This is a genomic window from Allobosea sp. TWI1241 (genome assembly GCF_039673065.1).
Classification (GTDB): Bacteria; Pseudomonadota; Alphaproteobacteria; order Rhizobiales; family Beijerinckiaceae; genus Allobosea.
Window position 1 is genome coordinate 13556 of sequence record NZ_JBDJKW010000022.1, and the last position, 24544, is coordinate 38099.

The 24544-nt window shown below is 71.8% G+C and carries 24 protein-coding genes; 13 read left to right on the forward strand and 11 right to left on the reverse strand.

What is annotated here, in order from left to right:
• The first annotated feature begins 94 nt into the window (after positions 1-94).
• Positions 95-355 (forward strand): RcnB family protein, encoded by a 261-nt coding sequence (locus ABE438_RS19390; RefSeq protein WP_346504320.1) that lies wholly within the window; start codon positions 95-97, stop codon positions 353-355.
• Positions 356-425: 70 nt separating this feature from the next.
• Here the strand turns inward: ABE438_RS19390 and ggt are convergent, their stop codons facing one another.
• A complete protein-coding gene (gene ggt, locus ABE438_RS19395) occupies positions 426-2189 on the reverse strand; it encodes a gamma-glutamyltransferase (protein WP_346504321.1) in 1764 nt (587 codons plus the stop codon).
• 218 nt (positions 2190-2407) lie between these two features.
• Here ggt and ABE438_RS19400 point away from each other — a divergent pair, with 218 nt between their 5' ends.
• The 4 genes from ABE438_RS19400 to ABE438_RS19415 are packed head-to-tail and all read left to right on the forward strand — an operon-like array spanning position 2408 to position 4762.
• On the forward strand, positions 2408-3016 hold the full coding sequence (locus tag ABE438_RS19400; RefSeq protein WP_346504322.1) for a LemA family protein: 609 nt from the start codon (positions 2408-2410) through the stop codon (positions 3014-3016).
• A 13-nt stretch (positions 3017-3029) separates the two neighbouring features.
• Positions 3030-3866, forward strand: a complete 837-nt coding sequence (locus ABE438_RS19405; RefSeq protein WP_346504323.1) for a TPM domain-containing protein — start codon at positions 3030-3032, stop codon at positions 3864-3866.
• A 1-nt stretch (position 3867) separates the two neighbouring features.
• Positions 3868-4476, forward strand: coding sequence for a TPM domain-containing protein (locus ABE438_RS19410; protein WP_346504324.1), 609 nt, complete (start codon positions 3868-3870; stop codon positions 4474-4476).
• A gap of 25 nt (positions 4477-4501) precedes the next feature.
• Positions 4502-4762 carry a hypothetical protein gene (locus ABE438_RS19415; protein WP_346504325.1) on the forward strand — a complete coding sequence of 87 codons (261 nt, stop codon included), beginning with the start codon at positions 4502-4504 and terminating at the stop codon, positions 4760-4762.
• On the opposite strand, the gene ABE438_RS19420 is transcribed toward ABE438_RS19415, so the two are convergent.
• Positions 4744-5337 (reverse strand): peroxidase-related enzyme, encoded by a 594-nt coding sequence (locus ABE438_RS19420; RefSeq protein ID WP_465248643.1) that lies wholly within the window; start codon positions 5335-5337, stop codon positions 4744-4746. The two genes, ABE438_RS19415 and ABE438_RS19420, sit on opposite strands and share 19 nt — an antisense overlap.
• 162 nt (positions 5338-5499) lie before the next feature.
• Here ABE438_RS19420 and ABE438_RS19425 point away from each other — a divergent pair, with 162 nt between their 5' ends.
• Together ABE438_RS19425 and ABE438_RS19430 are read left to right on the forward strand one after the other, a co-directional pair.
• Positions 5500-10341, forward strand: coding sequence for an NAD-glutamate dehydrogenase (locus ABE438_RS19425; RefSeq protein ID WP_346504327.1), 4842 nt, complete (start codon positions 5500-5502; stop codon positions 10339-10341).
• Between the two features lie 15 nt (positions 10342-10356).
• A complete protein-coding gene (locus ABE438_RS19430) occupies positions 10357-10566 on the forward strand; it encodes a Trm112 family protein (protein ID WP_346504328.1) in 210 nt (69 codons plus the stop codon).
• Positions 10567-11064: 498 nt separating this feature from the next.
• Here ABE438_RS19430 and ABE438_RS19435 read toward each other — a convergent pair whose 3' ends face one another.
• The gene (locus tag ABE438_RS19435) at positions 11065-11823 is read right to left on the reverse strand and encodes an RluA family pseudouridine synthase (protein WP_346504329.1); all 759 of its coding nucleotides are present in this window, start codon (positions 11821-11823) and stop codon (positions 11065-11067) included.
• A 70-nt stretch (positions 11824-11893) separates the two neighbouring features.
• On the opposite strand from ABE438_RS19435, the gene ftsY reads away from it, so the two are divergent.
• Together ftsY and ABE438_RS19445 are read left to right on the forward strand one after the other, a co-directional pair.
• Positions 11894-13147, forward strand: a complete 1254-nt coding sequence (gene ftsY, locus ABE438_RS19440) for a signal recognition particle-docking protein FtsY (RefSeq protein ID WP_346504330.1) — start codon at positions 11894-11896, stop codon at positions 13145-13147.
• The gene (locus tag ABE438_RS19445) at positions 13144-13782 is read left to right on the forward strand and encodes a septation protein A (protein ID WP_346504331.1); all 639 of its coding nucleotides are present in this window, start codon (positions 13144-13146) and stop codon (positions 13780-13782) included. Before ftsY ends, ABE438_RS19445 begins: the two co-directional genes overlap by 4 nt.
• 66 nt (positions 13783-13848) lie before the next feature.
• Here the strand turns inward: ABE438_RS19445 and ABE438_RS19450 are convergent, their stop codons facing one another.
• Positions 13849-14634: an SDR family NAD(P)-dependent oxidoreductase gene (locus tag ABE438_RS19450; RefSeq protein ID WP_346504332.1), complete on the reverse strand. Its 786-nt coding sequence runs from the start codon at positions 14632-14634 to the stop codon at positions 13849-13851.
• Between the two features lie 172 nt (positions 14635-14806).
• On the opposite strand from ABE438_RS19450, the gene ABE438_RS19455 reads away from it, so the two are divergent.
• The 4 genes from ABE438_RS19455 to ABE438_RS19470 all read left to right on the forward strand — a co-directional run bounded on the left by ABE438_RS19455 (position 14807) and on the right by ABE438_RS19470 (position 17782).
• A complete protein-coding gene (locus ABE438_RS19455; RefSeq protein ID WP_346504333.1) occupies positions 14807-15187 on the forward strand; it encodes a YkvA family protein in 381 nt (126 codons plus the stop codon).
• Between the two features lie 178 nt (positions 15188-15365).
• Complete coding sequence (locus tag ABE438_RS19460) at positions 15366-15926, forward strand: hypothetical protein (protein ID WP_346504334.1); 561 nt, start codon at positions 15366-15368, stop codon at positions 15924-15926.
• A gap of 139 nt (positions 15927-16065) precedes the next feature.
• Complete coding sequence (gene rlmN / locus ABE438_RS19465; RefSeq protein ID WP_346504335.1) at positions 16066-17292, forward strand: dual-specificity RNA methyltransferase RlmN; 1227 nt, start codon at positions 16066-16068, stop codon at positions 17290-17292.
• Positions 17293-17299: 7 nt separating this feature from the next.
• Positions 17300-17782, forward strand: coding sequence for a hypothetical protein (locus tag ABE438_RS19470; protein WP_346504336.1), 483 nt, complete (start codon positions 17300-17302; stop codon positions 17780-17782).
• Between the two features lie 3 nt (positions 17783-17785).
• Here ABE438_RS19470 and ABE438_RS19475 read toward each other — a convergent pair whose 3' ends face one another.
• From ABE438_RS19475 to ABE438_RS19505, 7 genes are all read right to left on the reverse strand, one after another.
• Positions 17786-18559, reverse strand: coding sequence for a DUF1223 domain-containing protein (locus ABE438_RS19475; protein WP_346504337.1), 774 nt, complete (start codon positions 18557-18559; stop codon positions 17786-17788).
• 70 nt (positions 18560-18629) lie between these two features.
• Positions 18630-19565, reverse strand: a complete 936-nt coding sequence (locus ABE438_RS19480; RefSeq protein WP_346504360.1) for a lipid A biosynthesis lauroyl acyltransferase — start codon at positions 19563-19565, stop codon at positions 18630-18632.
• A 153-nt stretch (positions 19566-19718) separates the two neighbouring features.
• A complete protein-coding gene (locus tag ABE438_RS19485) occupies positions 19719-20741 on the reverse strand; it encodes a zinc-binding dehydrogenase (RefSeq protein WP_346504338.1) in 1023 nt (340 codons plus the stop codon).
• 96 nt (positions 20742-20837) lie between these two features.
• A complete protein-coding gene (locus ABE438_RS19490) occupies positions 20838-21584 on the reverse strand; it encodes an SDR family NAD(P)-dependent oxidoreductase (RefSeq protein WP_346504339.1) in 747 nt (248 codons plus the stop codon).
• Positions 21581-22864 carry a beta-ketoacyl-ACP synthase gene (locus ABE438_RS19495; RefSeq protein ID WP_346504340.1) on the reverse strand — a complete coding sequence of 428 codons (1284 nt, stop codon included), beginning with the start codon at positions 22862-22864 and terminating at the stop codon, positions 21581-21583. The genes ABE438_RS19490 and ABE438_RS19495 overlap by 4 nt, the downstream gene beginning before the upstream one ends.
• Before the next feature lie 9 nt (positions 22865-22873).
• Positions 22874-24004 carry a beta-ketoacyl-ACP synthase gene (locus ABE438_RS19500; RefSeq protein ID WP_346504341.1) on the reverse strand — a complete coding sequence of 377 codons (1131 nt, stop codon included), beginning with the start codon at positions 24002-24004 and terminating at the stop codon, positions 22874-22876.
• A gap of 1 nt (position 24005) precedes the next feature.
• On the reverse strand, positions 24006-24467 hold the full coding sequence (locus ABE438_RS19505; protein WP_346504342.1) for a 3-hydroxyacyl-ACP dehydratase FabZ family protein: 462 nt from the start codon (positions 24465-24467) through the stop codon (positions 24006-24008).
• Positions 24468-24544 lie beyond the last annotated feature (77 nt).

Sequence of the window (24544 nt, forward strand, 5' to 3'; positions counted from 1 at the left end):
CCTCATCGCCGCCTCTTGCCTCGGCATTTTCGCTTCGACTGCGGCTTCGGCGCAGATGCGCCATCAGGGTCCGAATTCACAGCGAGGCGTCACTGTGGAACGCAAGGTCATCCAGGCGCCGGCCCGCAATCATGTCCGCCCGCACGAGGTGCGCCGCCACAAGCAGGTGCGCCCGCATCGCTGGGCGCGCGGCCAGCGCGTCGACAACTGGCGTGGCCGCAGCGAGGTGCGCGACTATCGCCGCCACGGGCTGCGCCAGCCCGCCCGCGACCAGCGCTGGGTCAAGGTCGACAACAACTACCTGCTGATCAGCATGATGACCGGCATCGTCGCGGCGGTCTCGGCCGGCCGCTGAGCCGCAGGCACGGCCTGCCTCGGCCCTTGCGAATCACGGGCGCCCTCTCCGGGGGGCGCCCGTATCGCGTTCAGTCGCCGATGGCGACGCCCTCGCGGCGGCCGTCCGCGCCGCCGAGAAAGCCCTCGGGCGTCCTGACGATCGCCTGGATGCCCGAGGTCATCTCGACGAGGCGCACCGCGTGGCCCTTCGCCTCCAGCGCCGCGCGCCAGCCTTCGGCCTCGGTGCCGCGCTCCAGCTCGGTCGGCCCGTTGCGGTTGCCGCTATTGGGCAGGTCGACCGCAGCCTGCGGGTCGCGCTTCCAGTCGAGCAGCGCCACCAACGTCTTGGCGACATAGCCGATGATCTGGCTGCCGCCCGGCGAGCCGGTGACGACGTAGAGCCGGTCGAAGGCATCGAAGACGATGGTCGGCGCCATTGAGGAGCGCGGCCGCTTGCCGGGCTCGACCCGGTTGGCGACGGGCCTGCCATCCTCCTCCGGCAGGAAGGCGAAATCGGTGAGCTGGTTGTTGAGCAGGAAGCCGCCCGCCGTCATCAGCCGGGCGCCGAAGCCGGATTCGATCGTCGTGGTCATCGCCACCGCATTGCCGTCGCGGTCGACCACCGAGATGTGGCTGGTGCCGTTCTCGATGCCGTCCGAGGGCGCCATCAGCCCGGCGCGCCGGTTCGGCGGGGTGCCGGCGCTGGCCTTGCCCATGGCGCGATCCCGCCGGATCAGCCGGGCGCGCTCGCGGATATAGCCGGGATCGACCAGGCCTTGCGCCGGAACCGCGACGAAGGCGGGGTCGGCGAGATACATCGCCCGGTCGGCGAAGGCGAGCCGGCCGGCCTCGGCGAGCAGGTGGACCGCCTCGGGGCCAGGACCCAGCCGGGCGAGGTCGGCGCCCTCGACCAGGCCGAGGATCTGCTGGACGGCGATGGCGCCGGAGCTCGGCGGCCCCATGCCGCAGATCCGATAGACGCGGTAGCGGCCGCAGATCGGCGCGCGCTCGACGACGCGATAGGCTTCGAGGTCGGCGAGGTCGAGATCGCCGGGATTGCCGGCATGGCCGGTCACGGTCGCGACGATGTCGCGGGCGATCGCGCCCTCGTAGAAGGCCGCGGCCCCGCCGGCGGCGATGGCGCGCAGCGTCGCGGCGAAGGCGGGGTTGCGCAGCACGGTGCCGGCCGGCTTGGCGCTGCCGTCCGCGCGATAGAACAGCGCCGCGGCGCGCGGATCGGCGGCCAGCGCCGGGTCGAGCGCCAGCAGGCCGGCCAGGCGCGGCGAGATGGCGAAGCCGTCCTCGGCCAGCGCGATCGCCGGCGCGAACAGGGCGGCCCAGGGCAGGCGGCCCCAGCGGCGATGCGCATCCTCGAGCAGCCGCACCAGCCCCGGCACGCCGACCGAGCGGCCGCCGACCACCGCCGCCATGAACGGCATCGGCTTGCCGTCGGGGCCGATGAAGCGCTCGGGCCGGGCGGCGGCCGGGGCGGTCTCGCGCCCGTCCAGCGTCACCAGCCGGCGCTCGCCCTCGTGCCAGTGCAGCAGGAAGGCGCCGCCGCCGATGCCGGAGCTCTGCGGCTCGACCAGGTTGAGCACGAGCTGGACCGCGATGGCGGCATCGACCGCGCTGCCGCCGGCGCGCAGGATCTCGCGCCCGGTCGCGGCGGCGAGCGGGTTGGCGGCGGCGACCATGTGGCGCTGCGCGCTCTCCAGCGTGCGGGTGCTGCGGCCGGTGGCCGCCTCGGGCGCCGGCGCCTCCTGCGCCACGCTCCGGCCCGTGCTCGCGGCGGCGCAGCCGATGAGCAGTGCCAAGGCGAGGGCCGGGCCGTATCGCGAGGGGGCGCTGCGCATCGTCTTTCTCCACTGCGCGCGCCGGGGGCGGTCGGGCGCCTTCGCACCGAGCTTATCCCGCCCGGCCGCGCGGCGCGACGCGGGATCTCGTCCGCCACGGTCTCGTCGCAAAGCTGCGCGCATGGTCGCGCGCGGCCGGGCGAGACCCGGTTGATCCGCGACGCGCGCCGGTTAATGGTCGCGCGAGAGTTCCAGTCCCGCTGTCAGGGGTGACCAGCATGACGTCCGCACTGTTCCGTTTCCCGCGCCCGGCGCTCAGCTGGCTCGCACTCGGCCTCGTCGGCCTCGTCCTGGCAGGCTGCGGGGTCAACAATGTGCCGACGCTTGAGGAGCGCGCCAAGGCGGCCTGGGGCGAGGTGCAGAACCAGTACCAGCGCCGCGCCGACCTGATCCCCAACCTGGTCGAGACGGTGAAGGGCTATGCCCAGCAGGAGCGCGAGGTGCTCACCCAGGTGATCGAGGCGCGGGCCAAGGCGACGCAGGTCAAGGTCGACGCCTCGACGATCACCGACCCGGCCAAGTTCAAGGAATACCAGGACGCCCAGAACCAGCTCAGCGGCGCGCTGGGCCGGCTGATGGTGACGGTCGAGCGCTATCCGGAGCTGAAGTCGAACCAGAACTTCCTGGCGCTGCAGTCGCAGCTTGAGGGCACCGAGAACCGCGTCGCCGTGGCGCGCCGCGACTACATCCAGGCGGTGCAGGCCTTCAACACCGAGATCCGCACCTTCCCGGGCATGATCTGGGCCAAGCTGTTCTGGGGCGCCAAGCCGCTGGAGAGCTTCACGGCGACGGCGGGTGCCGAGCGGCCGCCGGCGGTGAAGTTCTGATCCGCCGCCGGCCATGGCCGTGCCGGAGAGCGTGACGCGCGGGCGCGTCCGGGCCGCAAGGCTCGGGCTGGCGCTCGTCCTGCTCGTGCTGGCTGCGGCGCTCGCGCCGGCGCGGGCCGAGCCGAGCTACCCGGCGCTGACCGGCCGGATCGTCGACGGCGCCGGGCTGCTCGATGCCGCGGCGCGGGACCGGATCGCCGCCAAGCTTGCCGCGCATGAGGGCAAGACCTCCGACCAGCTCGTGGTCGCGACCCTGCCGGGCCTGCAGGGCGTGACGATCGAGGAATTCGCCAACGGGCTGTTCCGGCACTGGGCGCTCGGCGGCAAGACCAAGAACAACGGCGTGCTGCTGCTCGTCGCCCCCAACGAGCGCAAGGTGCGCATCGAGGTCGGCTACGGGCTCGAGGGCGCGCTGACCGACGCGCTGTCGCGGGTGATCATCACCACGGCGATCACGCCGAAATTCCGCACCGGCGATTTCGCCGGCGGCATCGAGGCCGGCGTCGACGCCATCCTGTCGATCCTGGCCGGCGACGCCGAGGAGTGGCAGCGCCGCGCCGAGATCCGCGAAGACGGCAGCAGCGGCGCCGAATCGCTGATCATGCTGGTCGCCAGCCTGTTCGTCTTCGCGGTGATCGTGATGATCCTGATGGAGGCCGGGGCGCGCGGCGGCGCCGCCCGCGGCCACCGCACCCGCGACGGACGCTGGATCGTGCTGCCGCCGTCGGGCGGCAGTTCGGGCTGGGGCGGAGGCGGCGGCTGGTCGGGCGGCTGGAGCTCGGGGTCCGGTGGCGGATTCTCGGGCGGCGGCGGCTCCTCCGGCGGCGGCGGGGCTTCGGGAGACTGGTGAGATGCTGAGCGCGGAAGATCGCGACGCGGTCGCGAACGCCATCCGGCAGGCCGAGACGCGCACGGCGGGCGAGATCGTCGTGGTGATCGAGCGGGCGGCCGGCAGCTATCTGGCGCTGCCGGTGGTGATCGCGCTCGGGCTCGCCCTGCTGGTGCCCTGGCCGCTGCTCTGGCTGACCATGACCAGCGCCCCGCGCATCTTCCTGATCCAGCTGGTGACCGCGGCGGTGCTGCTGGTGACGCTGCTCTGGTACGGCCGCGGCGGCGCCTTCGTGCCGCGCTTCGTCAAGCGCCGCCACGCCCATGACGCGGCGCTGCGCGAATTCACCGCGCGCGGGCTGGCCGAGACGCGCGGGCGCACCGGGGTGATGCTCTATGTCGCGCTGCGCGAGCGCTATGCCGAGATCCTGGCCGACAGCTTCGTGCATGCGCGCGTCGAGGCGGAGAGCTGGCGCGGCATCATCGAGCGGCTGCTGCTCGCCGCCAGCGAGGACCGGCTGCGCGACGGGCTGATCGCGGCGGTGGCCGATGTCGGCGACGTGCTGGCGCAGCACGCCCCGCGCGCCGGCGACGATGTCGACGAACTGCCGAACAAGGTGGTGATCCTGTGACGCGGGCGGCGCCGGGCGCCCGGCGATGAGATATCGCGTGATGATGGCGCTCGGGCTCATCCTGGCCGGCGCGACCTTCGCCGGCTGGTACGCCCTCAACGCCTTCGCCTGCGGCATGAAGCCGACCGGCTGCGGTCGCGTCACCCTGCAATGGCACGACTGGGAGGCGCTTCAGCTCTTCGTGCCGAGCTTCGTCGCGGGCGTCGTGATCTTCGCCTACGGGCTCTGGCGGCATCTGCGCCGGCGCCCGGTGCGCCGACGGGCCCCTCAGCGCGAGGCGCCGTGATATTGCGGGTTCGGCCGCATGTCGATCGCCGAGGCCATGCGGTTCGACATGTTGAAGAAGCTCGCCACCGCAGCGATGTCCCAGATGTCGCGCTCGCCGAAGCCGGCCGCGCGCAGTGCCTGCCGGTCCTCCTCCTCGAGCCGGTGGGAGGCCTCCGTCATCTTCGCCGCGAAATCGAGCATGGCGCGGTGGCGCGGCGAGAGCGCGGCCGCCCGGTAGTTCATCACCAGCATCTCGCCGAGCACCGGATCGCCCGAGAGCTGGCGCACCGCCTGGCCATGGGCGGTCAGGCAGTAATAGCAGCGGTTCAGGCTGGAGACGACGACGGCGATCATCTCGCGCTCGAGCTTGGAGAGACCCGAGGGCGCCAGCATCAGGTCGTTGTAGAAGGTGGCGAAGGCCTGGAGCTTGGCATCGTCATGCGCATAGGCCAGCAGGACGTTCGGGACGTAGCCGAGCTTCTCCTCGCATTTGGCGAAATAGGCGGTCATCTCCGGCGAGAGCGCACCCTGGCTCAGCCCGAGCGCGGTCGGCGCCGGTGAGACGTCCTGCCGCGCCGGCTGCTCGCCGACCATCGGATTGTCACGCTTGGGCGCCATCACGTCCCTCCTCGTCCCGGTTCGCCTCAGGATCGGGCGGGGCGGGCCCGCCTGGCAAGGGCGGCCCCGTCCGACGAAAGTTGCAGCGATCGACCTGCTATGTCATCGCTGCCTGACCATAGCAGGGGGACGACCGGCATGGCGAAGCGGGATATCGATGCCACGGCTGCGGCGGTGGCGCGGATCGAGGCGGCTGCAGAGGCGCTCACCGCGATGCCGCCGGGGTTTCCGGCCCTGCTCTACGGCCGGGTCGTCGCCGAGGATCTGAGCGCTCTGCCGCCGGAGACGCTGGCGCGCCTGGCGAGTGCCGCCTACGAGCACCTGACCGCGCCGCGCCAGCCGGGCGAGATCAATCTGCGCCTGCGCGACGAGGCCGGCGGCCCCGACGGGGGCGGCCGCCAGCTGACGATCCTGGAGGTCGTCAACGACAATAAGCCCTTCCTGCTCGATTCGACGCTGGCCGAGCTGGCGGAGCAGGGCTACGAGCCGAGCCTCGTCGCCCATCCGATCCTGGCCGTGGCCCGCCGCGGCGATGGCGGCTTCGAGGGGCTGGCCGGTGAGGCGGCGGCCCGGGCCCGCGAGGGCTCGCGGCGCGAAAGCCTGATCCATATCCATCTCGCGCGCATCGATTCGCCCGAGGCCCGCGAGGCGCTCGCGGCCGGGCTGATGCGGGTCTATGGCGATGTCGGCCTGGCGGTCGACGACTGGGCGGCGATGCGCGGGCGAATCACCGAGGTGATCCAGGCCTACCGCGCCAACCCGCCGCCGCTGCCGGAGGACGAGGTCGCCGAGGCGCTGCAGTTCCTCGAATGGATCGCCGGCGACAACTTCACCCTGCTCGGCGTGCGCGCCTACGGCTTCCCGGACGGCGACACCGCCGCCGACCCGATCGAATCCTCAGGCTTGGGCATCCTGCGCGACCCGGCGGTGCGGGTGCTGCGCAAGAACAAGGAACTCGTGGCGATGACGCCCGAGATCCGCGCCTTCCTGGCGCGGCCGCAGGCGCTGATCATCACCAAGGCGAACGTCAAGAGCCGGGTGCATCGCCGCGTCCATCTCGACTATGTCGGCGTCAAGCTGTTCACGCCGGACGGCCGGCTCTCGGGCGAATTGCGCATCGTCGGCCTGCTGACCTCGAACGCCTATACGGGCAGCGCGCGTGCCATCCCCTATCTGCGCCTGAAGGTCGACCGGGTCGCCAAGCGGATCGGCTTCGACGCCTCGAGCTATTCCGGCCGGGCGCTGATGAACGTGCTCGACGCCTATCCGCGCGACGAGCTCTTCCAGATCGATGTCGCCACGCTGGAGCGCTTCGCGCTGGCCGTGCTGCAGCTGACCGAGCGGCCGCGCATCCGCGCGCTCGCCCGCGTCGACGAGTTCGACCGCTTCGTCTCGCTGCTCGTCTTCATCCCCAAGGACCGCTACGACGCCGGCGTGCGCCGCCGCGTCGGCGAGTATCTGGCGCGGATCTATCAGGGCCGCGTCTCGGCCGCCTATCCGGCCTATCCGGAAGGGCCGCTCGCCCGCACGCACTACATCATCGGCCGCGACGAGGGACGCACCCCGGAAATCCCGCGCGCCACGCTGGAAGCCGGCATCAGCGCGATCGTGCGCACCTGGGGCGACGCGCTCAAGGACGCGCTGGAGGCGCGGCAGGCCGGCCCGGATGCGCGCCGCCTGGCCGAGCGCTATGGCGAGGCCTTCGGCGCCGCCTATCGCGACCGCTATCCGGCCGACGAGGCGCTGGCCGACATCGCCCTGCTCCAGACGCTTTCGGCGGAGCGCCCGCGCACGGTTAACCTCTACCGGCGCGAGGGCGACGCGCCGACCCGCGCCAATCTCAAGCTGTTCTCGCGCGGCATCGCCATGTCGCTGTCCGAGCGCGTGCCGATGCTGGAGAATATGGGGTTCGGCGTCATCAACGAGCGGACCTTCAACATCACGCCGCAGGCGCAGGGCGAGGGCGCGCCGCTGCGCGTCTGGCTGCACGACATGACGCTGGAGCGCGCCGATGGCGGGACGCTCGACATTGCAAGGCTCGAGCCGGCGATCGAGGCGGCGCTGCTGGCGCAGTTCCGGGGCCTGAGCGAATCCGACCGTTTCGACCAGCTGGTGCTCGCCGCCGGCCTGGCCTGGCGGGGGGCGGCGCTGCTGCGCGCGCTCGGGCGCTATCTGCGCCAGCTCGGCGCGCCCTATGCGCAGGACTACATCGCCGACGCGCTCGCCCGCCATGCGGGCATTGCCGGCCGGCTGGTGGCGCTGTTCCTGGCGAAGTTCGATCCGCAGCGGCCGGAAGCCGGTCGCGAGGCCGCGATGGCGGAGGAGCGCGCCGCGATCGAGGCGGCGCTGGCCGAGGTGTCGAGCCTCGACGAGGACCGCATCCTGCGCCGCTTCGTCAACCTGATCGACGCGATCCTGCGCACCAATTTCTTCCAGACCGGCCCGGACGGGCAGCCGCGCACGACGATCTCCTTCAAGTTCGCCTGCGCCGCGGTCGACGGCATGCCGCTGCCGCGCCCGCTCTACGAGATCTTCGTGCATTCGCCGCGAGTCGAGGGCGTGCACATGCGCTTCGGCAAGGTGGCGCGCGGCGGCCTGCGCTGGTCCGACCGGCCGCAGGATTTCCGCACCGAGGTGCTCGGCCTGGTCAAGGCGCAGCAGGTCAAGAACGCGGTGATCGTGCCGGTCGGCGCCAAGGGCGGCTTCGTGCCGAAGCTGCTGCCGCCGCCGGGCGACCGGCAGGCCTGGCTGGCCGAGGGCACCGAGAGTTATCGCATCTTCGTGCGCACCCTGCTCGAGCTTACCGACAATCTCGACGGCGAGACGGTGGTGCCGCCGGCCGATACGGTGCGCCATGACGGCGACGACCCCTATCTCGTCGTCGCCGCCGACAAGGGCACCGCCACCTTCTCCGACACCGCCAACGCGCTCTCGGCCGAGAAGCATCACTGGCTCGGCGACGCCTTCGCCTCGGGCGGCTCGCAGGGCTATGACCACAAGGGCATGGGCATCACGGCGCGCGGTGCCTGGGAGGCGGTGAAGCGGCATTTCCGCGAGATCGACGTCGATATCCAGACGACGCCCTTCACCGCTGTCGGCGTCGGCGACATGTCCGGCGACGTGTTCGGCAACGGCATGCTGCTCTCGCCGGCGACGAAGCTGGTCGCCGCCTTCGACCATCGCGACATCTTCCTCGATCCCGCGCCCGATCCGGCGGCGGCGCTGGCCGAGCGGCGGCGCCTCTTCGCCCTGCCGCGCTCCTCCTGGCAGGATTACGACGCGAAGTTGATCTCAAAGGGCGGCGGCGTGTTCTCGCGCCAGGCCAAGCGCATCGCGCTCTCGCCGGAGATCCGCGCCGTGCTCGGCTTCGACCGGGCCGAGGCGACGCCGGCCGAGCTGATCGGCGCCATCCTGCGCGCCCCGGTCGACCTGCTCTGGTTCGGCGGCATCGGCACCTATGTGCGCGCTGCCGAGGAGACCGACGCCCAGGTCGGCGACCGCGCCAACGACGCGGTGCGCATCACCGGCGCAGAGGTCCGCGCCCGGGTGATCGGCGAGGGCGCCAATCTCGGCATGACCCAGCGCGGCCGCATCGAGGCGGCGGGGGCGGGGGTGCGCCTCAACACCGACGCGATCGACAACTCCGCCGGCGTCAACACCTCCGATGTCGAGGTCAACATCAAGATCGCGCTGGCCGGCCCGGTCCGCGACGGGCGCCTGCCCGAGGCCGAGCGCAACGCGCTGCTCGCCGGCATGACCGACGAGGTGGCGCGGCTCGTGCTGCGCAACAACTACCTGCAGACGCTGGCGCTCTCGCTGGCCCAGAGCCAGGGCGTGCGCGGCCTGCCGCATCTGCGCCGGCTGATGGTGGAGCTGGAACGGCAGGGCCGGCTCGACCGCACGGTCGAGAACCTGCCGGCCGATGCCGGGTTGGTCGAGCGCGAGAAGCGCGGCGAGACGCTGGCCCGGCCGGAGCTCGCGGTGCTGCTCGCCTATGCCAAGCTGGCGCTGCACGACGCGCTGCTCGACTCCGACGTGCCGGACGACGCCTATCTCGACAGCGAGCTTGTGCGCTATTTCCCGCAGCCGCTGCGCGAGGCCTATGGCGCCGAGATCGCCGGCCACAAGCTGCGGCGCGAGATCGTCGCGACGCAGCTCGCCAACGCAATCGTCAACCGCGGGGGGCCGGCGATCGTCACCATGCTCGCCGACCAGACCGGCGCCGAGGCGCCGGCCATCGCCGCCGCCTATGCGATCACCCGCGACGCCTTCGGGCTGACGCCGCTCAACGGCGCCATCGACGCGCTCGACGCGCAGATCCCCGGCGCGACGCAGCTCGGCCTCTACACCGCGGTGCAGGAGCTGCTGGTCGGCTGCATGCGCTGGTTCCTGCGCCGCGGCGTCGCCAGTCCCGGCACGATCGAGCAGACCGTGCAGCGCTATGCGGCCGGCGTCGCCGCCCTGCAGCCGTGGCTCGCCGCGCTGCTGCCGGACGAGGCGGCGCAGCAGCTTGCGGCGAAGGTCGCGGCGCTGGTGGCGGACGGCGTGCCCGAGGCGCTCGCCGCGGGCATCGCCGGCCTGCCCTGGCTCGGGCAGGTGACCGACATCGTCGACATCGCCGCCGCCGACGGGCGGGACGTGGTCGAGGTGGCGCGCATCCATTTCGCGGCTGATGCGGTGTTCGGCCATTCGGCGCTGGCCGCGGCGGCCGCGACGGTGCCGGCCACTGACGATTACGAGCGAATGGCGCGCCAGCGCGCCGTCGAGACCCTGTCAGACGCCCATGCCGGGCTGACGCGGGAGATCGCCGGCGCGCCGGAGGCGGGCAGCGACGCGGTCGCCGCCTGGCTCGCCCGGCGCGGGGCGGAGGCCGAGCGCGTGCGCGGCACCGTCTCCGCCATTGCCAATTCGGGCCTGTCCCTGCCAAAGCTGATGGTGGCGGCCGGGCTCCTGGCCGATCTGCCGCACCGGCAGGGCTGAGACGGAGAACCGGTCATGGACGAACACAGCGCGCGGCAGGACGCCGGCACGACGCGCATCGATCCCAAGCTCCTGGAGATCCTGGTCTGCCCGGTCAGCAAGACGACGCTGGACTATGACGCGGCCCGGCAGGAGCTGATCAGCCGCGCGGCGCGCCTCGCCTATCCGATCCGCGACGGCATCCCGATCATGCTGCCGGAAGAGGCGCGCCCGCTCGACGAGTGAGCCGGCGTGGCCGGAGCGGGACCGCGATCCGCCTCCGCAAGCGGCCGGCAGCTTGCCTCGTCATTGCGGGTGCGGGTCGATTTCCGCGACTGAACTCGGTAGTCGGGGCGGTGCACCCGGCTGAATGGCCTTGGCCGTCATGGTCGGGCTTGTCCCGACCATCCACGTCTTTCACCGCCAGGGTCGGGGCTGTCGCAGCCTACGCTCCGGCGCGGAAAGATAGTGGTCGGCCATCGCTCGGCGCGATCGCTGGAGCGATGTCGTGGTCATGGGTTCCGGGCTCGGGCCTCCGGCCCGCCCCGGAATGACGGAGGAGGGTCCGGGGCGCCGTGCTGCAGCCTCGCCCACCGTCATTCCGGGGCTTCGCGCAGCGAAGAGCCCGGAACCCATGACCACGACAGGCGGGATGCGGGCGCCCCTTCGGCCATCGCCCATTCGGCCATGCAGCGGGTGAGCGTCTCCGTCACGAAGGACGCGGTCACGTAGGCCCCGGCCTTCCTACCGGGCGGCGGTGTCGTCGGGCGCGGCGTCCGGCGTCCAGCCGCAGGCGGCGAGCGCGGCGTGGTGATGGGCGGGGGGCGGCGCGGTGACGCGCACCGGCTCACGCTTGGGATAGAGCGGCACGGAGAGCCCGCGCGCATGCAGGTGCAGGCCCGGGCCGCCCTCGCGCGGGGCGCGGCCATAGACCTCGTCGCCGCGGATCGGCCAGCCGCTCTGCGCGCAATGGACGCGCAGCTGGTGGGTGCGGCCGGTCAGCGGCGAGAGCTCGAGCCAGGCCAGCGGCGTGCCGTCGAGCTGCCCGCGCCCGAGCACGCGATAGCGCGTCTGCGAGGGCAGGCCGGCGGGGTCGACCTTCATCCACCAGCCGCGCTCGGGCGAGCGCCGCGCCAGCGGCAGGTCGATCAGCCCCGCCTCGTCCGCGGGCTCGCCCTCGACCACCGCCCAGTAATGCTTCCCGATCAGCCCGTCGCGGAACAGCCGGTTCAGCAGCGCCGTGGCGCGCGGATGCCGGCCGAGGGCGAGGCAGCCCGAAGTGTCGCGGTCGAGCCGGTGGGCGACCTCGGGCCGGCGCGGCAGGCCGAAGCGCAGGCCGTCGAGATGGTCGGTCAGCACCGGCACGATGCGGCCTTTCGCCGCCGGGCCGCGATGGACCGGAAGCCCGGCCGGCTTGTCGACGACGAGCATCATCGCGTCGCGATGCAGCACGGCGAAAGGCGTTTCGTCCTGCGAAAGGGCTGGTCGGTCCGGCTGGCTCATGGCATTGCGCTAGACGAGGCCGAGGGGCCACGCAACCCGATCCGCCGCGCATGCGGCATCAGGACGAGCGATGAGCGAGACCGAACCGAAAAAGCGCGGCTTCTTCGCGAAGCTGTTCGGGCTGGACCAGCCGGAGCCGCAGCCCGAGACGCCGGCCGCACCGCCGACGGCCGAAGCCGCTGCGGTCGCCGAGCCGTCGCCGGCATTGGAACCCGCCCCTGAGGCGCCCGCTGAGGCCGTGCCCCAGGCGCCGGAGACCGCGCCTGAGCCCGTGGCGGAGGAGGTCCCCGCTCTCACGCCCGAGCCTGAGCCCGCGGCGCCGCTTGCGCCCGAGATCCTGCTCGGCGAGGACGGGCCGCTGCCGCTGGCGGCGCCCGAGCCGGTGCAGCCGAAGCGCAGCTGGTGGCGCCGCCTGCGCGATGGGCTGTCGCGCACCTCGACGGCGCTGGCGACCGGCATCACCGACCTGTTCACCAAGCGCAAGCTCGACGCCGGCACGCTGGAGGACCTCGAGGACATCCTGATCCAGGCCGATCTCGGCATCGCCACCGCCGCGCGCATCGCCAAGGCGGTGGGCGAGGGGCGCTACGACAAGCAGATCGATCCGGACGAGGTGCGCTCCATCCTGGCGCGCGAGGTCGAGGCGATCCTCACCCCCGTCGCGGCGCCGCTGGTGATCGACACCGGCAAGAAGCCGTTCGTCATCCTGATGGTCGGCGTCAACGGCTCGGGCAAGACCACGACGATTGGCAAGCTCGCCGCCAAGTTCCGGGCCGAGGGCAAGTCGGTGATGCTGGCGGCGGGCGACACCTTCCGCGCCGCGGCGATCGAGCAGCTCAAGGTCTGGGGCACGCGCACCGGGGCCGAGGTCGTGTCCGGCCAGCAGGGCGCCGACGCGGCCGGGCTTGCCTTCGAGGCGCTGCAGAAGGCGAAGGCGGCCGGCACCGACGTGCTGCTGGTCGACACCGCCGGCCGGCTGCAGAACAAGACCGGGCTGATGGACGAGCTCGCCAAGGTGGTGCGGGTGATCCGCAAGCTCGACCCGCAGGCGCCGCATGCGGCGCTGCTGGTGCTCGACGCCACGGTCGGCCAGAACGCGGTCAGCCAGGTCGAGGCCTTCCGCGAGACGGCGGGCGTCACCGGGCTGGTGATGACCAAGCTCGACGGCACGGCGCGCGGCGGCATCCTGGTGGCGCTGGCCGAGCGCTTCGGCCTGCCGGTGCATTTCATCGGCGTCGGCGAGAGCGTCGAGGATCTGGAGCCCTTCTCGGCGCGCGACTTCGCCCGCGCCGTAGCCGGGTTCGGCGAAGGAGAGACGGCATGAGCGAGAGCGGCACAGGGGCGCAGCGCGCCGCGCGGGGCACGCCGGCGCCGGTCAACCCGCTGCTCAAGCTGGCGCTGGAATTCGGGCCGCTGGCGATCTTCTTCTTCGCCAATTCCTATGGCGGCCGCCTGTTCGGCGTGGCCGAGGACCGGCGCATCTTCGTGGCGACCGGCATCTTCATCGCCGCCTCGCTGGTGGCGCTGGTGCTGTCTAAGATCCTGATGCGCCACCTGCCGCGCATGGCGATCGTCAACGCCGTGGTCGTGACCGTGTTCGGCGGGCTGACCATCGCGCTCGACGATGCCTTCTTCATCAAGGTTAAGCCGACCATCGTGAACACGCTGTTCGGCTGCGTGCTGCTCGGCGGGCTGCTCTTCGGCCGCTCGCTGCTGGCGCTGGTGCTCGACAGCGTGCTGCAGCTCGACGCCGAGGGCTGGCGCAAGCTGACCCTGCGCTGGGGGCTGTTCTTCTTCGTGCTGGCGGCGCTGAACGAGATCGTCTGGCGCACGCAGAGCCAGGATTTCTGGGTGGCGTTCAAGGTCTGGGGCGTGATGCCGCTGACCATGATCTTCGCGCTGGCGCAGACGCCGCTGATCCTCAAGCACGAGATCAAGCGCCCGGAGGCGGCGGAGTAGAACACAAAGCCCTGCCATTCCGGGTCCGCCCGTCGGGCGTCCCGGAACGACGGCTGGAGAGGGCTTTTACTTCGGCGCCAGGCGGATCGCGCCGTCGAGGCGGATCGTGGCGCCGTTCAGCATGTCGTTCTCGACGATGCTCTTCACCAGGGCGGCATATTCGTCGGGCCGGCCGAGGCGCGAGGGATGCGGCACCGAGACCGCCAGCGACTGGCGCGCCTCGTCCGGCAGGCCGGCGAACATCGGCGTCTCGAACAGGCCGGGCAGGATGGTGACGATGCGGATGCCGAGCTGGGCGAGGTCGCGGGCGATCGGCAGGGTCATGCCGGCGACGCCGGCCTTGGAGGCGGCATAGGCGGCCTGGCCGATCTGGCCGTCCTCGGCGGCGACGGAGGCGGTGCAGACGAAGACCCCGCGCCCGCCATCGGCAGTGATGGGGTCCAGTCCCGCCAGCGCCACCGCCGACTTGGCGACGACGCGGAAGGTGCCGGTCAGGTTGATCGCGATCGCCTTCTCGAAGGAGGCGGTGTCGTGGGCGACGAGCTCGCCCGTGTCGCGCTTCTTCGAGACGACGCGGCGGCCGGGCGCGATGCCGGCGCAGTTGACGACGATGCGGGCGACGCCATGGGCGGCGCGGGCCTGGGCCAGGGCGGCGTCGACCGAGTCCTCACTGGTGACGTCGCAGCGGCAGAACACGCCGCCGATCTCGGCGGCGATCGCCTCGCCGCGCTCGGCGTTCAGGTCGAGCAGGGCGACCTTGACCCCCTGGGCCGCCAGCATGCGGGCGGTGCCTTCACCGAGGCCTGAGGCGCCGCCGGTCACGATGGCGGCGAGCGAGGAATCGAGCTTCATGGCGCTTCCCTTGGCAGATGCATTGGCGTTTGACCGCGACCACAGGGTTTAGAGGCCTGCGCGCCCGCCTCCAAGCGCGTTTCCCCCGCATCCCTTGTGCACGCCCGCCCATCGAACCACATTATCCCCTCGAGACGGCGCACGATCCGCGTGGCGCCAGGGAGAGGATGGAATGAGCGAGAGCGCCGAGTTCGGCCAGCGTTTCACGCCTGAGGAGATGGAGGCGATCCGGCGCAGCCTGCGCGATGAGAAGCGCTTCGGTGCCGAGTTGATGGCGCTGCTGAAGCGCGTCGGCAAGCGCGTGCCCTTCGCCGGAGACCTGCTCGCCGCCTGGTACTGCGCGCGCGATCCGGCGACGCCGCGGGCGGTGCGGATGACGCTGCTGGCGGCGCTCGGCTATTTCGTCCTGCCGGTCGATGCCATTCCCGATCTGGTGCCGCTGTTCGGCTTCACCGACGATGCCGCGGTGATCGCCGCCGCGATCACCGCGGTCGCCAGCTCGATCACGCCGGAGCACCACGAACGGGCCCGCGAGACGCTCGACGGGCTCTGAGGGCGCGTCTTCAGGTGGATACCTGACCGCGCTTGTCCACCGGCGCGTGGCGGCCCTCCGGCCGCCATTCGCATTTTCGCCAGGATCGTGACATCCTTATCGGCGCGCCAGGGACGACCGATGCCGATCCGCTCAGTCTCCATCCGGCGTTAAGGTTTCTGGTGGCTAGTAGCGACCCATGATTCGCATCCCTGCTTTCGCCGCGCCCGTCCGTTCCATCTCGGCGGCGCTCCTGTTCGGTCTTGCCGTATTGGCGACGGCCGGCCCCGCGACGGCCCAGCGCGCCGCCAGCGGCCAGGGGCAGGCGCTGCTGCTCGAGAGCGCCGGCAAATGGCAGGCCTTCTCCTCGCAGCAGGGCCGCTCCAAGGTCTGCTACGCCCTGGCCAAGGCCGAGAGCCGCGTGCCGGCCAATCTCAAGGACGTCGACGGCCTGCTGTTCGTCTCGACGCGCCCCGCCGAAGGCGTGCGCAACGAGATCAGCCTGGTGATGAATTTCGACCTCAAGGAAAACGTCGACCATCAGGCGATCATCGGCGAGGAGCGCTTCGCGCTGGTCGCCAAGGGTCAGAACATGTGGCTGAAGAACCCGGCCGAAGAGGCCCGCATGCTCGACGCGATGCGCCGCGGCGCCACGCTCGAGATCAAGGGCACCTCCAAGCGCAACAACCCGACCAGCGACAAGTATTCGCTCGCCGGCGTGTCGCAGGTGGTCAAGCGGGCCGAGGACGCCTGCAAGTAGTCTTGCAAGTAGCCTGCGAGCAGGCCTGCCCGCAGGCTTGCCGACGCCCCCGGCGCTCCGGCCGATTTCGCGAATGGCCGCTCTCGTGCTATGAGGCGGCCAATTCCGGGCGCGACCGCCCGTTTCGAGCCGAGTTCCGATGACCTCCATCCTCGCTGACGCCGCCGCTCCGGCGGTCGCATCCGTTCCGCGCCGGCCGTCGCTGGTCGGCCGCACGCGCGCCGGCCTCGACCAGGCGCTCGCCGAGATCGGCATTCCCGAGAAGGAGCGGCGCATGCGCGTCGGCCAGCTCTGGAACTGGATCTATTTCTACGGCGTGCGCGACTTCGCCACGATGACCACGATCGGCAAGGGCCTGCGCGCCGCGCTGGCCGAGCATTTCACGCTCGACCTGCCCGAGGTCACCGCCGAGCAGGTCTCCTCCGACGGCACCCGCAAATGGCTGCTGCGCATGGCTCCGACCGGCCCGCACGACCGCGGTGCCGAGATCGAGTGCGTCTACATCCCCGAGGTCGATCGCGGCACGCTCTGCGTCTCCAGCCAGGTCGGCTGCACGCTGAACTGCACCTTCTGCCACACCGGTACCCAGCGCCTCGTGCGCAACCTGACGACCGAGGAGATCGTCGCCCAGTTCATGGTGGCGCGCGACCGGCTCGGCGATTTCCCGAACCGCAGCGCCCCGGACGGCGCCTTCGTGCCGAACGATGGCGGGCGCTTCGTCTCGAACATCGTCTTCATGGGCATGGGCGAGCCGCTCTACAATTTTGACGGCGTGCGCGAGGCGATCGGCGTGATCAGCGACGATCAGGGCCTCTCGCTCGGCCGCCGGCGCATCACCGTCTCGACCTCGGGCGTGGTGCCGCAGATCGCGCCGCTCGGCGAGGAGACCGGCACGATGCTGGCGATCTCGCTGCACGCGGTGCGCGACGAGCTGCGCAACGAGCTGGTGCCGCTCAACCGCAAATACCCGATCGCCGAGCTGCTCGACGCCTGCCGCAACTATCCCGGCCTGTCGAATGCGCGCCGCATCACCTTCGAATACGTGATGCTGAAGGGCGTCAACGATTCCGACGCGGAGGCGCGCGAGCTGGTGCGCCTGCTCAAGGGCATCCCGGCCAAGATCAACCTGATCCCGTTCAATCCCTGGCCCGGCACGCGCTACGAGTGCTCGGACTGGGACCGGATCGAGCGCTTCTCCGAGATCGTCTTCCGGGCGGGCTACGCCTCGCCGGTGCGCACGCCGCGCGGCCGCGACATCCTCGCCGCCTGCGGCCAGCTCAAGAGCGAGACCGAGAAGCTCTCCGCCCGCGCCCGGCTGATGCTGGAGCAGGGCGAGGCCGCTGCCCCGGCCGCGCTCGCCGGCTGAGCCCGCCATGCTGCGCTGGCTGCTGCTGATCCCCTTCGCCCTGCTGCTCGCGATGGGGGCGGGGCTGCTCGCGCTGATGCTGGCGGCCGCCGTCTCCCCCGAATTCGCGCTGCTGATCGGCGGCGGCTTCGAACACCTGTTCGCCACGCTCTTCGCCCTGGCCGAGAGCGGCTACGACCCGACGCCGATGGCGCAGGCGACCGTCTCGCTGCTCGGCCGGCTTGGCTTCGGCGTGCTGGTCGCGCCCGTGCTGCTGGTGGCGATCGCCAGCGAGGTGTTCCGGCTGCGCAGCGGCCTGATCCAGACCGGCGCGACCGGGCTGCTGGCGGCGCTGGTGCCGCTCGGCATGCTCGGCCTGTCGCGCGTGCCGACCCTGTCGGAGACGCGCGTGATCTCGGCGCTGGTGCTGGTGGGGGCGGTGACCGGGCTGGTCTACTGGCTGGTGGCCGGGCGCTCGGCCGGCGGCGAGGCCGCCGATCCGCCGCGCTGACGGTCAGGGCAGAGCGGCGCTGCGCGTCGCGCCCAGGACAGGGCCGCCGCCGGGGCGCGGCTGGTCGCTCTGCACCAGCACGACATAGGCGTCCGCCTCGGGCCGGCGCACGGTCTCCAGCGCGACGGTGAGCACCGCCGCTTCGCCCGTCCAGTCGCCGATGCGGGTCATGCCGCGCACGACATTGGTGTAGGTCACCGTCTTGCCGGAGTTCTCGCCGCGCTCGATCGGCACGGTGACGCTGCGCGACAGCGCCAGCATCCAGACGCCTGCCGGCGCAAGCGCCGCCGGGTCGCTGCCCGGGCTCAGGCTCAAGGTGAGCGTGCCGCCCTCGCGGGCCGGGCGGATGCTGACCGGGAAGCCGCGCGCCGCCTGCTCGTGCACCGCGGCGTCGAGCGCCTTGCGGTCGGAGCCGACGATGTGGCCGCCGCCGTTGACGATCGCCTGGGGGGTGTAGACCTGGCCGTCGCCGCGCGCCTTGGCATAGCGCTTCTGGCGCTTGGTGAAGCCGTCCTGGCCGAGCGTGTCCTTCCAGCCGAGATAGTCCCAGTAGGTCACGGGGAAGGTCAGCGTCACCAGCTCGGGATCGCGGGCGAGCTCGACGAAGAGCGCGTCGGCGGCCGGGCAGGAGGAGCAGCCCTGGCTGGTGAACAGCTCGAGCACGGCCTTCGGCGCGGCGTCGGCGCGCGCGGGCTGGCCCGCTTGCTGCGCGGACGCGCCGGTGCCGGCGGCTGCCAGCACGGCGAAGGCGAGGAGGAGGCTGTTGCGGACGGACATCTGTTCTGACCCGGGCGCCAGCTTACTGCCGACCCCTTACCAAAAGCGATATCCCGCGCTCACTTGGAAATCACGTTGCCTTGAAGGCGGGGGAGACGGGCGGGCGCTCGCGATATCGTGCGAGGGCCTCTTCCGCGATCAGGTTGGGGCGCCAGCGCCGGTGCATCCAGAGCCATTGTTCGGGATGCTCGCGCACCCAGCCCTCGACCACGGCGGTCATCATCGCCATCGCGCCCTGCACGTCGATCTCGCCGCCGGCATCGCGCGGCAGGTCGAGCGGCGGGGTCAGCTCGATGCGGAAGCGCCGCCCGGGCAGGCGCACGACGCGCACCCCGTGCACCGGGCATTCGAAGCGCCGGGCGAACTTGCCGAGGATCGGATTGGTCAGCGCCGGCCGCCCGAGGAAGGGCACCAGCACGCCGCGGGTGAAATGCTGGTCGATGAGCATGCCGAGATGGCCGCCCTCCTCCAGCACGCCCTGCATGGCGAAGGCGGCGCCGGGCTTGGCGGCGGCGAGGCCGCCCATGGCGCCGGAGCGGATCTCGTGGACGACGGCGGCGATCGCCGGATCGTTGGGGGCGCGGAAGACGGCGGTGGTCTCGAGATCGTAGGTCGCGGCACAGATCGCCGGCAGCTCCCAGTTGCCGAGATGGGCCGAGAAGATCAGCCCGGGCCGGTCGTCGTCCTTGAGCGCGATGAAGTGCTCGATGCCCGCGACCTCGATGCGGCCGTTCGGATCGGGATTGGCGTAGTCATAGTCGAACAGCGCCTTGAGATGGGCGTATTCGGCGACGGTGCGGCCGAGATTCTCCCAGGCGCCGCGGGCGATGCGGCGCACCTCCGCTTGCGGCATCTCGGGAAAGGTCGCGCGGATATTGGCGTAGGCGACGCGGTTGACCGGGATCAGCGGGCTGACGCCGCGTAGCAGCGCCCCGCCGAGATCCGAGGCGCGTTCCGGGCCGAGCAGGCGCAGGAAGCCGAAGACCGCGCGCACCAGCACGATCATGACCGCCGCGCCGGCGCGCGTCGCGAGATGTTTCAGTCGTCTCAACTTGCCGATATCCGCCTGATCCGGCGCGGAAACCGGGCCGGACCGCGCTCGCGGGACTTGCTGGATTGCGGCCGGCCCGTCAAGTCGCGCGGGCCGGCGGCGCTGCGGTCAGAGCGTGACGATGACCTTGCCGAAGACCTTGCGGCCTTCGATCCGGGCCAGCCCGTCGGCGAACTGTGCCAGCGGGAACACCGAATCGATCACAGGCTTCATGCCGCCGGCCATCTTCTCCAGCGCCTGGGCGATGTTCTCCATCCGGCAGCCGAAGGAGCCGGTGATGCGGTATTGCTGCTGGAAGAGCTGCATCAGGTTGATCGAGGCGGAGGGGCCGGAGGTGGCGCCGCAGGTGACGAGGCGGCCGCCGCGCTTCAGGCAGAGCAGCGAGCCGTTCCAGGTGTCGGCCCCGACATGCTCGAAGACCACGTCGACGCCCTTGCGCCCGGTCAGCTTGCGCACCACGCCCTCGAAGCGGTCCTCGCGATAGTTGATGACGTGGTCGGCGCCCAGCGCCTTGGCCTTGGCGCCCTTCTCGTCGTCGCCGACCGTGGTGAAGACGGTGCAGCCGATCGCCTTGGCCATCAGGATGGCGGCGGTGCCGATGCCGGAGCCGCCGGCATGGACCAGTACGGATTCGCCGGGCTCGAGCCGCGCATTGTCGAACAGCATGTGCTGGACGGTACCGAAGCCGATCGGCGCGCAGGCCGCCTCCTCGAAGGAGACGCCGGCGGGGGCCTTGATCACCAGCCGCTCCGGCCGGTTGATCAGCTCGCGGGCGAAGCCGTCGATGTGGAAGCCCATGATGCCGGCGACGTTCTCGCAGAGATTGTCGCGGCCCTCGCGGCAGGCCTTGCAATGGCCGCAGGTCTCGGCGCCGTACATGGTGACGGTGTCGCCGGCCCGGACGCGGGTGACGCCCTCGCCGACCGCCACGACCTCGCCGGCCGCCTCGACGCCGGCCGCCTGCGGCAGCTTGCGCTTGGCGAAGGCCATGCCGCGGAAGCCCCAGAGGTCGAGATAGTTCAGCCCGACCGCGCGCACGCGGATCTGCACCTCGCCGGCGGCGGGCGGCGGCGGCGGCTCGATCTGTTCGAGACGGAGGTCGCGGTCGCCGTGGAGCTGGAGCGAGAGCATCGGGGAGGGCAGCCTTTCGGACGGGGGCGGACAGGGGAGGCGCGAGCCTCGGGCCGTCCGCCGGCCTGTTTCACGTGAAGCGCGGGCGCGGGGCGCCTAGCGGTGGACGCCGAGATGGGTGGTCAGCCCGCCGTCGATCGGCAGGACGGTGCCCGTGATGTAGGCGGCGGGCTTGCTCATCAGGAAGGTGACGAGGCCCGCGACCTCCTCCGGTTTGGCGAAGCGGCCAGAGGGGATCTGCGTCTCCATGCGCTCGCGATAGGCGGCATAGGGCGTCATCATGTCGGTGTCGACGAAGCCCGGCGCCACGATGTTGACCGTGACGCCGCGCTTGGCGGTCTCGACGGCCAGCGTCTTGGCATAAGAGATCAGCGCGCCCTTGGACGCGGCATAGGCCGCGTTGCCGGGGTTGCCGCGCAGCGCCGCCACCGAGCCGATCGCGACGATGCGGCCGGAGCGGGCCCGCAGCATGCCGCGCATCAGGCTCTTGGCCAGGCGGGTGAAGGCCCAGAAATTGACCTGCATGGTCGCTTCCGCCTTGTCCTGCGACAGCATGGCGGCGAGCGTGTCGTAGGGCTGGCCGGCGTTGTGGACCAGGCCGAACCAGCTCTCGCCCTCCCAGCGCTCGCAGAAGGCGTCGAGCCCGTCCTTGTCGGAGAGATCGAGCGGCAGGGCGCGGATGGTGCGGCCCGGCAGCGCCTCGGTGATCTCGGCGGCGAGCGCCTGGGCCTGGTCGCCCGAGGAGCGATAGGTGAAGTCGACGTCGTGGCCGGCGGAGGCCAAAGCGCGGACGATGGCGGCGCCGACGCCCTTGGCGCCGCCGGTGACGAGAATCCGGGTCATGCGTGCTCCGGGGCGGCGGTGAGGACGAGGCAGGTGTTCTGGCCGCCGAAGCCGAAGGAGTTCGACAGCACGGTGCGGACGCTGGCGACGCGCGCCTGGTTCGGCACCACGTCGAGCGGGATCGACGGATCGGGCTGGTGGTAGTTGATCGTCGGCGGGATGCGGCTGCGCGCGATGGTCAGGAGCGAGATCACCGCCTCGACGGCGCCTGCGGCGGTCAGGGTGTGGCCGAGCATCGACTTGTTCGAGGAGATCGGCAGGCTGGCCATACGCTCGCCGAAGACGGCGGTGCAGCTCATCGCCTCCATCTTGTCGTTCTCGGGCGTCGAGGTGCCGTGGGCGTTGATGTAGTCGACATCGTCCGGGGTCAGCCCGGCATCGGCCAGCGCCTCGCGCATCGCGGTGATCGCCGGCTTGCCGTCCGGGCTGGAGCGGGTGCGGTGGAAGCCGTCGCCCCGCTCGCCGCAGCCGGCGACGACGCCGAGGATGGTGGCGCCGCGCGCCAGGGCGTGGTCGTAATCCTCGAGCACCAGCGCGCCGGCGCCCTCGCCCATGACGAAGCCGTCGCGGTTCTTGGAAAAGGGCTTGGACGCGGCTTCCGGCGGGTCGTTCTGGGTCGACAGGGCCGAGAGCAGCGAGAAGCGGATCAGCGCCTCGGCATGGACCGAGCCGTCGGTGCCGATGCACAGGGCGGCCTGCGTCTCGCCGCGGCGGATCGCCTCGACGCCCATCTGGATCGCGGTCGCGCCCGAGGAGCAGGCGGTCGAGAGCGAGATCGGCGAGCCGCGGGTGCCGAAACGGTCGGCGATGTGCTCGGCGACGCCGCCGAACAGGAAGAGCTCGTGCAGCGGGCGATGGTCGCGGCTCGCGGCCTCGCGCAGCAGCGCATCGTAATCGGCGTCGCCGTCGATCACCGTGGCGAGCGCCTGCTTCTGCGGCCATTCCATCTCGACGGGCGGCACCGCCATGAACAGTTCGCCGGGGAAGTCGCCCGCGGCGCCGAGCCCGCTCTGGCCGACGGCCTCCTCGGCGGCGAGCGTCGCCAGCTTCTCGGAGAGTTCCGGCGCGGCGAAGGGCCTGTCGAACAGGAAGTCGACCGTGCCGGCGATGGTGGTGCGAAGGCCCTCGGTCGGGAAGCGCTCGATGCGGTGGATGCCCGAGCGCCCGGCGGTCAGGCCGTCCCAGTTGGCGTCCTTGCCCTGGCCGAGCGAGGTGACGATGCCGAGGCCGGTGACGGCGACGATCGGCCGGCCGTGGCTGTCGCGATGGGGTGAGCTCATGATGCCTCCTTAGGCCCGGACGAGGCGCGCCGCGCCTTCGCCGCGCCAGTGCCCGGCGCCGGTGACGAGGGCCTCGCCGGCCTGGCCGTCGGCCAGGGCCGCGGCGGCGAGCGCGACGGAGAGGGGGAAGGCGGCCTCGACCGCATGGCCGACCACGTCGCCGGTGGCGATGCGGCGGCCTGCGGGAAGCGCCGCGGCGATGGCCGCGGCCTCCTCGGCGGTGGCGCCGGCGCAGCCGGTGGCGGCGGAGATCGCCAGCGCGCCGGCGGCGACCGGGCCGAGGCCGGCGATCAGGCGGCCGAGCGAGGCGGTGACGTCGCCGGCGGCGCGGCGGGTGCGGCCGGCGCCGACATCGGCGAGGCGGGCATGGATCGTGGCGCCGCGCGCCCGGGCGCGCTCCGCCGATTCCAGCACCAGGAAGGCCGAGGCGCTGCCGGTGATCATGCCCGGCGCATCCTCGCGGGCGAAGACCGGGGCGTAGCCGCCGGTGCGCAGGAAGCCGCCGAGCTCGAAGAGCAGCAGCATGTCGCGGCGCTCGGCATTGTAGGCGCCGCCGACCAGCATCAGCTCGGACTGGCCGGCCGCGATGCGGGCATGGGCGGTGCGCACCGCATCGACGCCGGCCTGCTCCTCGCCCATCAGGGTGCGCGAGGGGCCGGTGATGCCGTGCACGATGGCGATGTTGCCGGCGAGCAGGTTGGAGAGCTGGGCGAGGAACAGCGTCGGGCGCAGATCGCCCATCAGCCGCTCGTTCAGGAAGGCGCCGGGGCTGGCGGCGTCGCGCAGCCCGGTCAGGATGGCGGAGTCGGCTGCGTGGTCGCGCTCGCCGCCGCCGGCGGCGACGATGACCTGGATCTCCGACTTGGCCTCTACGTCCTCCTTCAGCCCGGCATCGTCGAGCGCGAGCCCGGCGGCGTAGACGCCGAGGCGCTGCCACGGCTCCATCTGGCGCTGGTCGGAATTCTTGGGGATCTGGCGGTCGAGTTCGAGCGGCGCCAGCGGATGCACCGGATAGGGCGCGAAGCCGGCGGCGTCGACGATCGGCGCGGTGCCGTCTGCGAGGATGCGGGCATGGGCGGCAGCGCCCTCGCCATGGCTGGAGACGAGACCGATACCGGTGATGACGACATCGCGGCGCATGTCAGGCGGCTTCCGTTGTCAGGCCGACCGCGGTGAGGCGCGCTTCCATTAGCACGCGCATGTCGGCGGGGAAGGGCATCAGGCGGAAGCGCAGCTCGGCGTCGCAGACCGGCTTGCCGCCCGCGGTGATCTTCGCGCGCGTCGCCGCGTAGCCCGAGCCTTCGATCACCAGCTCGGCGCTGGTCTCGAGCTCGGTGCGCGGCTCGACGAAGGTGCGGAAGCGCGCCTTGTCGACCGTCATCAGGAAGGGCATCTGGGCGAGCTTGTTGAGCCCGAGCAGGAGATAGCCGGAGGCCTGGGCCATGGTCTCGGTGAGCAGAACGCCCGGCACCAGCGGGTGGCCGGGGAAATGGCCCTCGAAGACCGGGCTTTCGGACGGCACGGTCGAGCGGGTGACGATGCGCTTCTCCGCGGGCAGGAAGCTCGCGACCGTGTCGATCATGTCGAAATATTCGAGGCGCATGCGGTCCCAACCGTTCCAGCGCCGGCATCGGCGGGGCAGGGGCCCGCGCCGCGGCGCTTACGCTAGCTGATCTATCG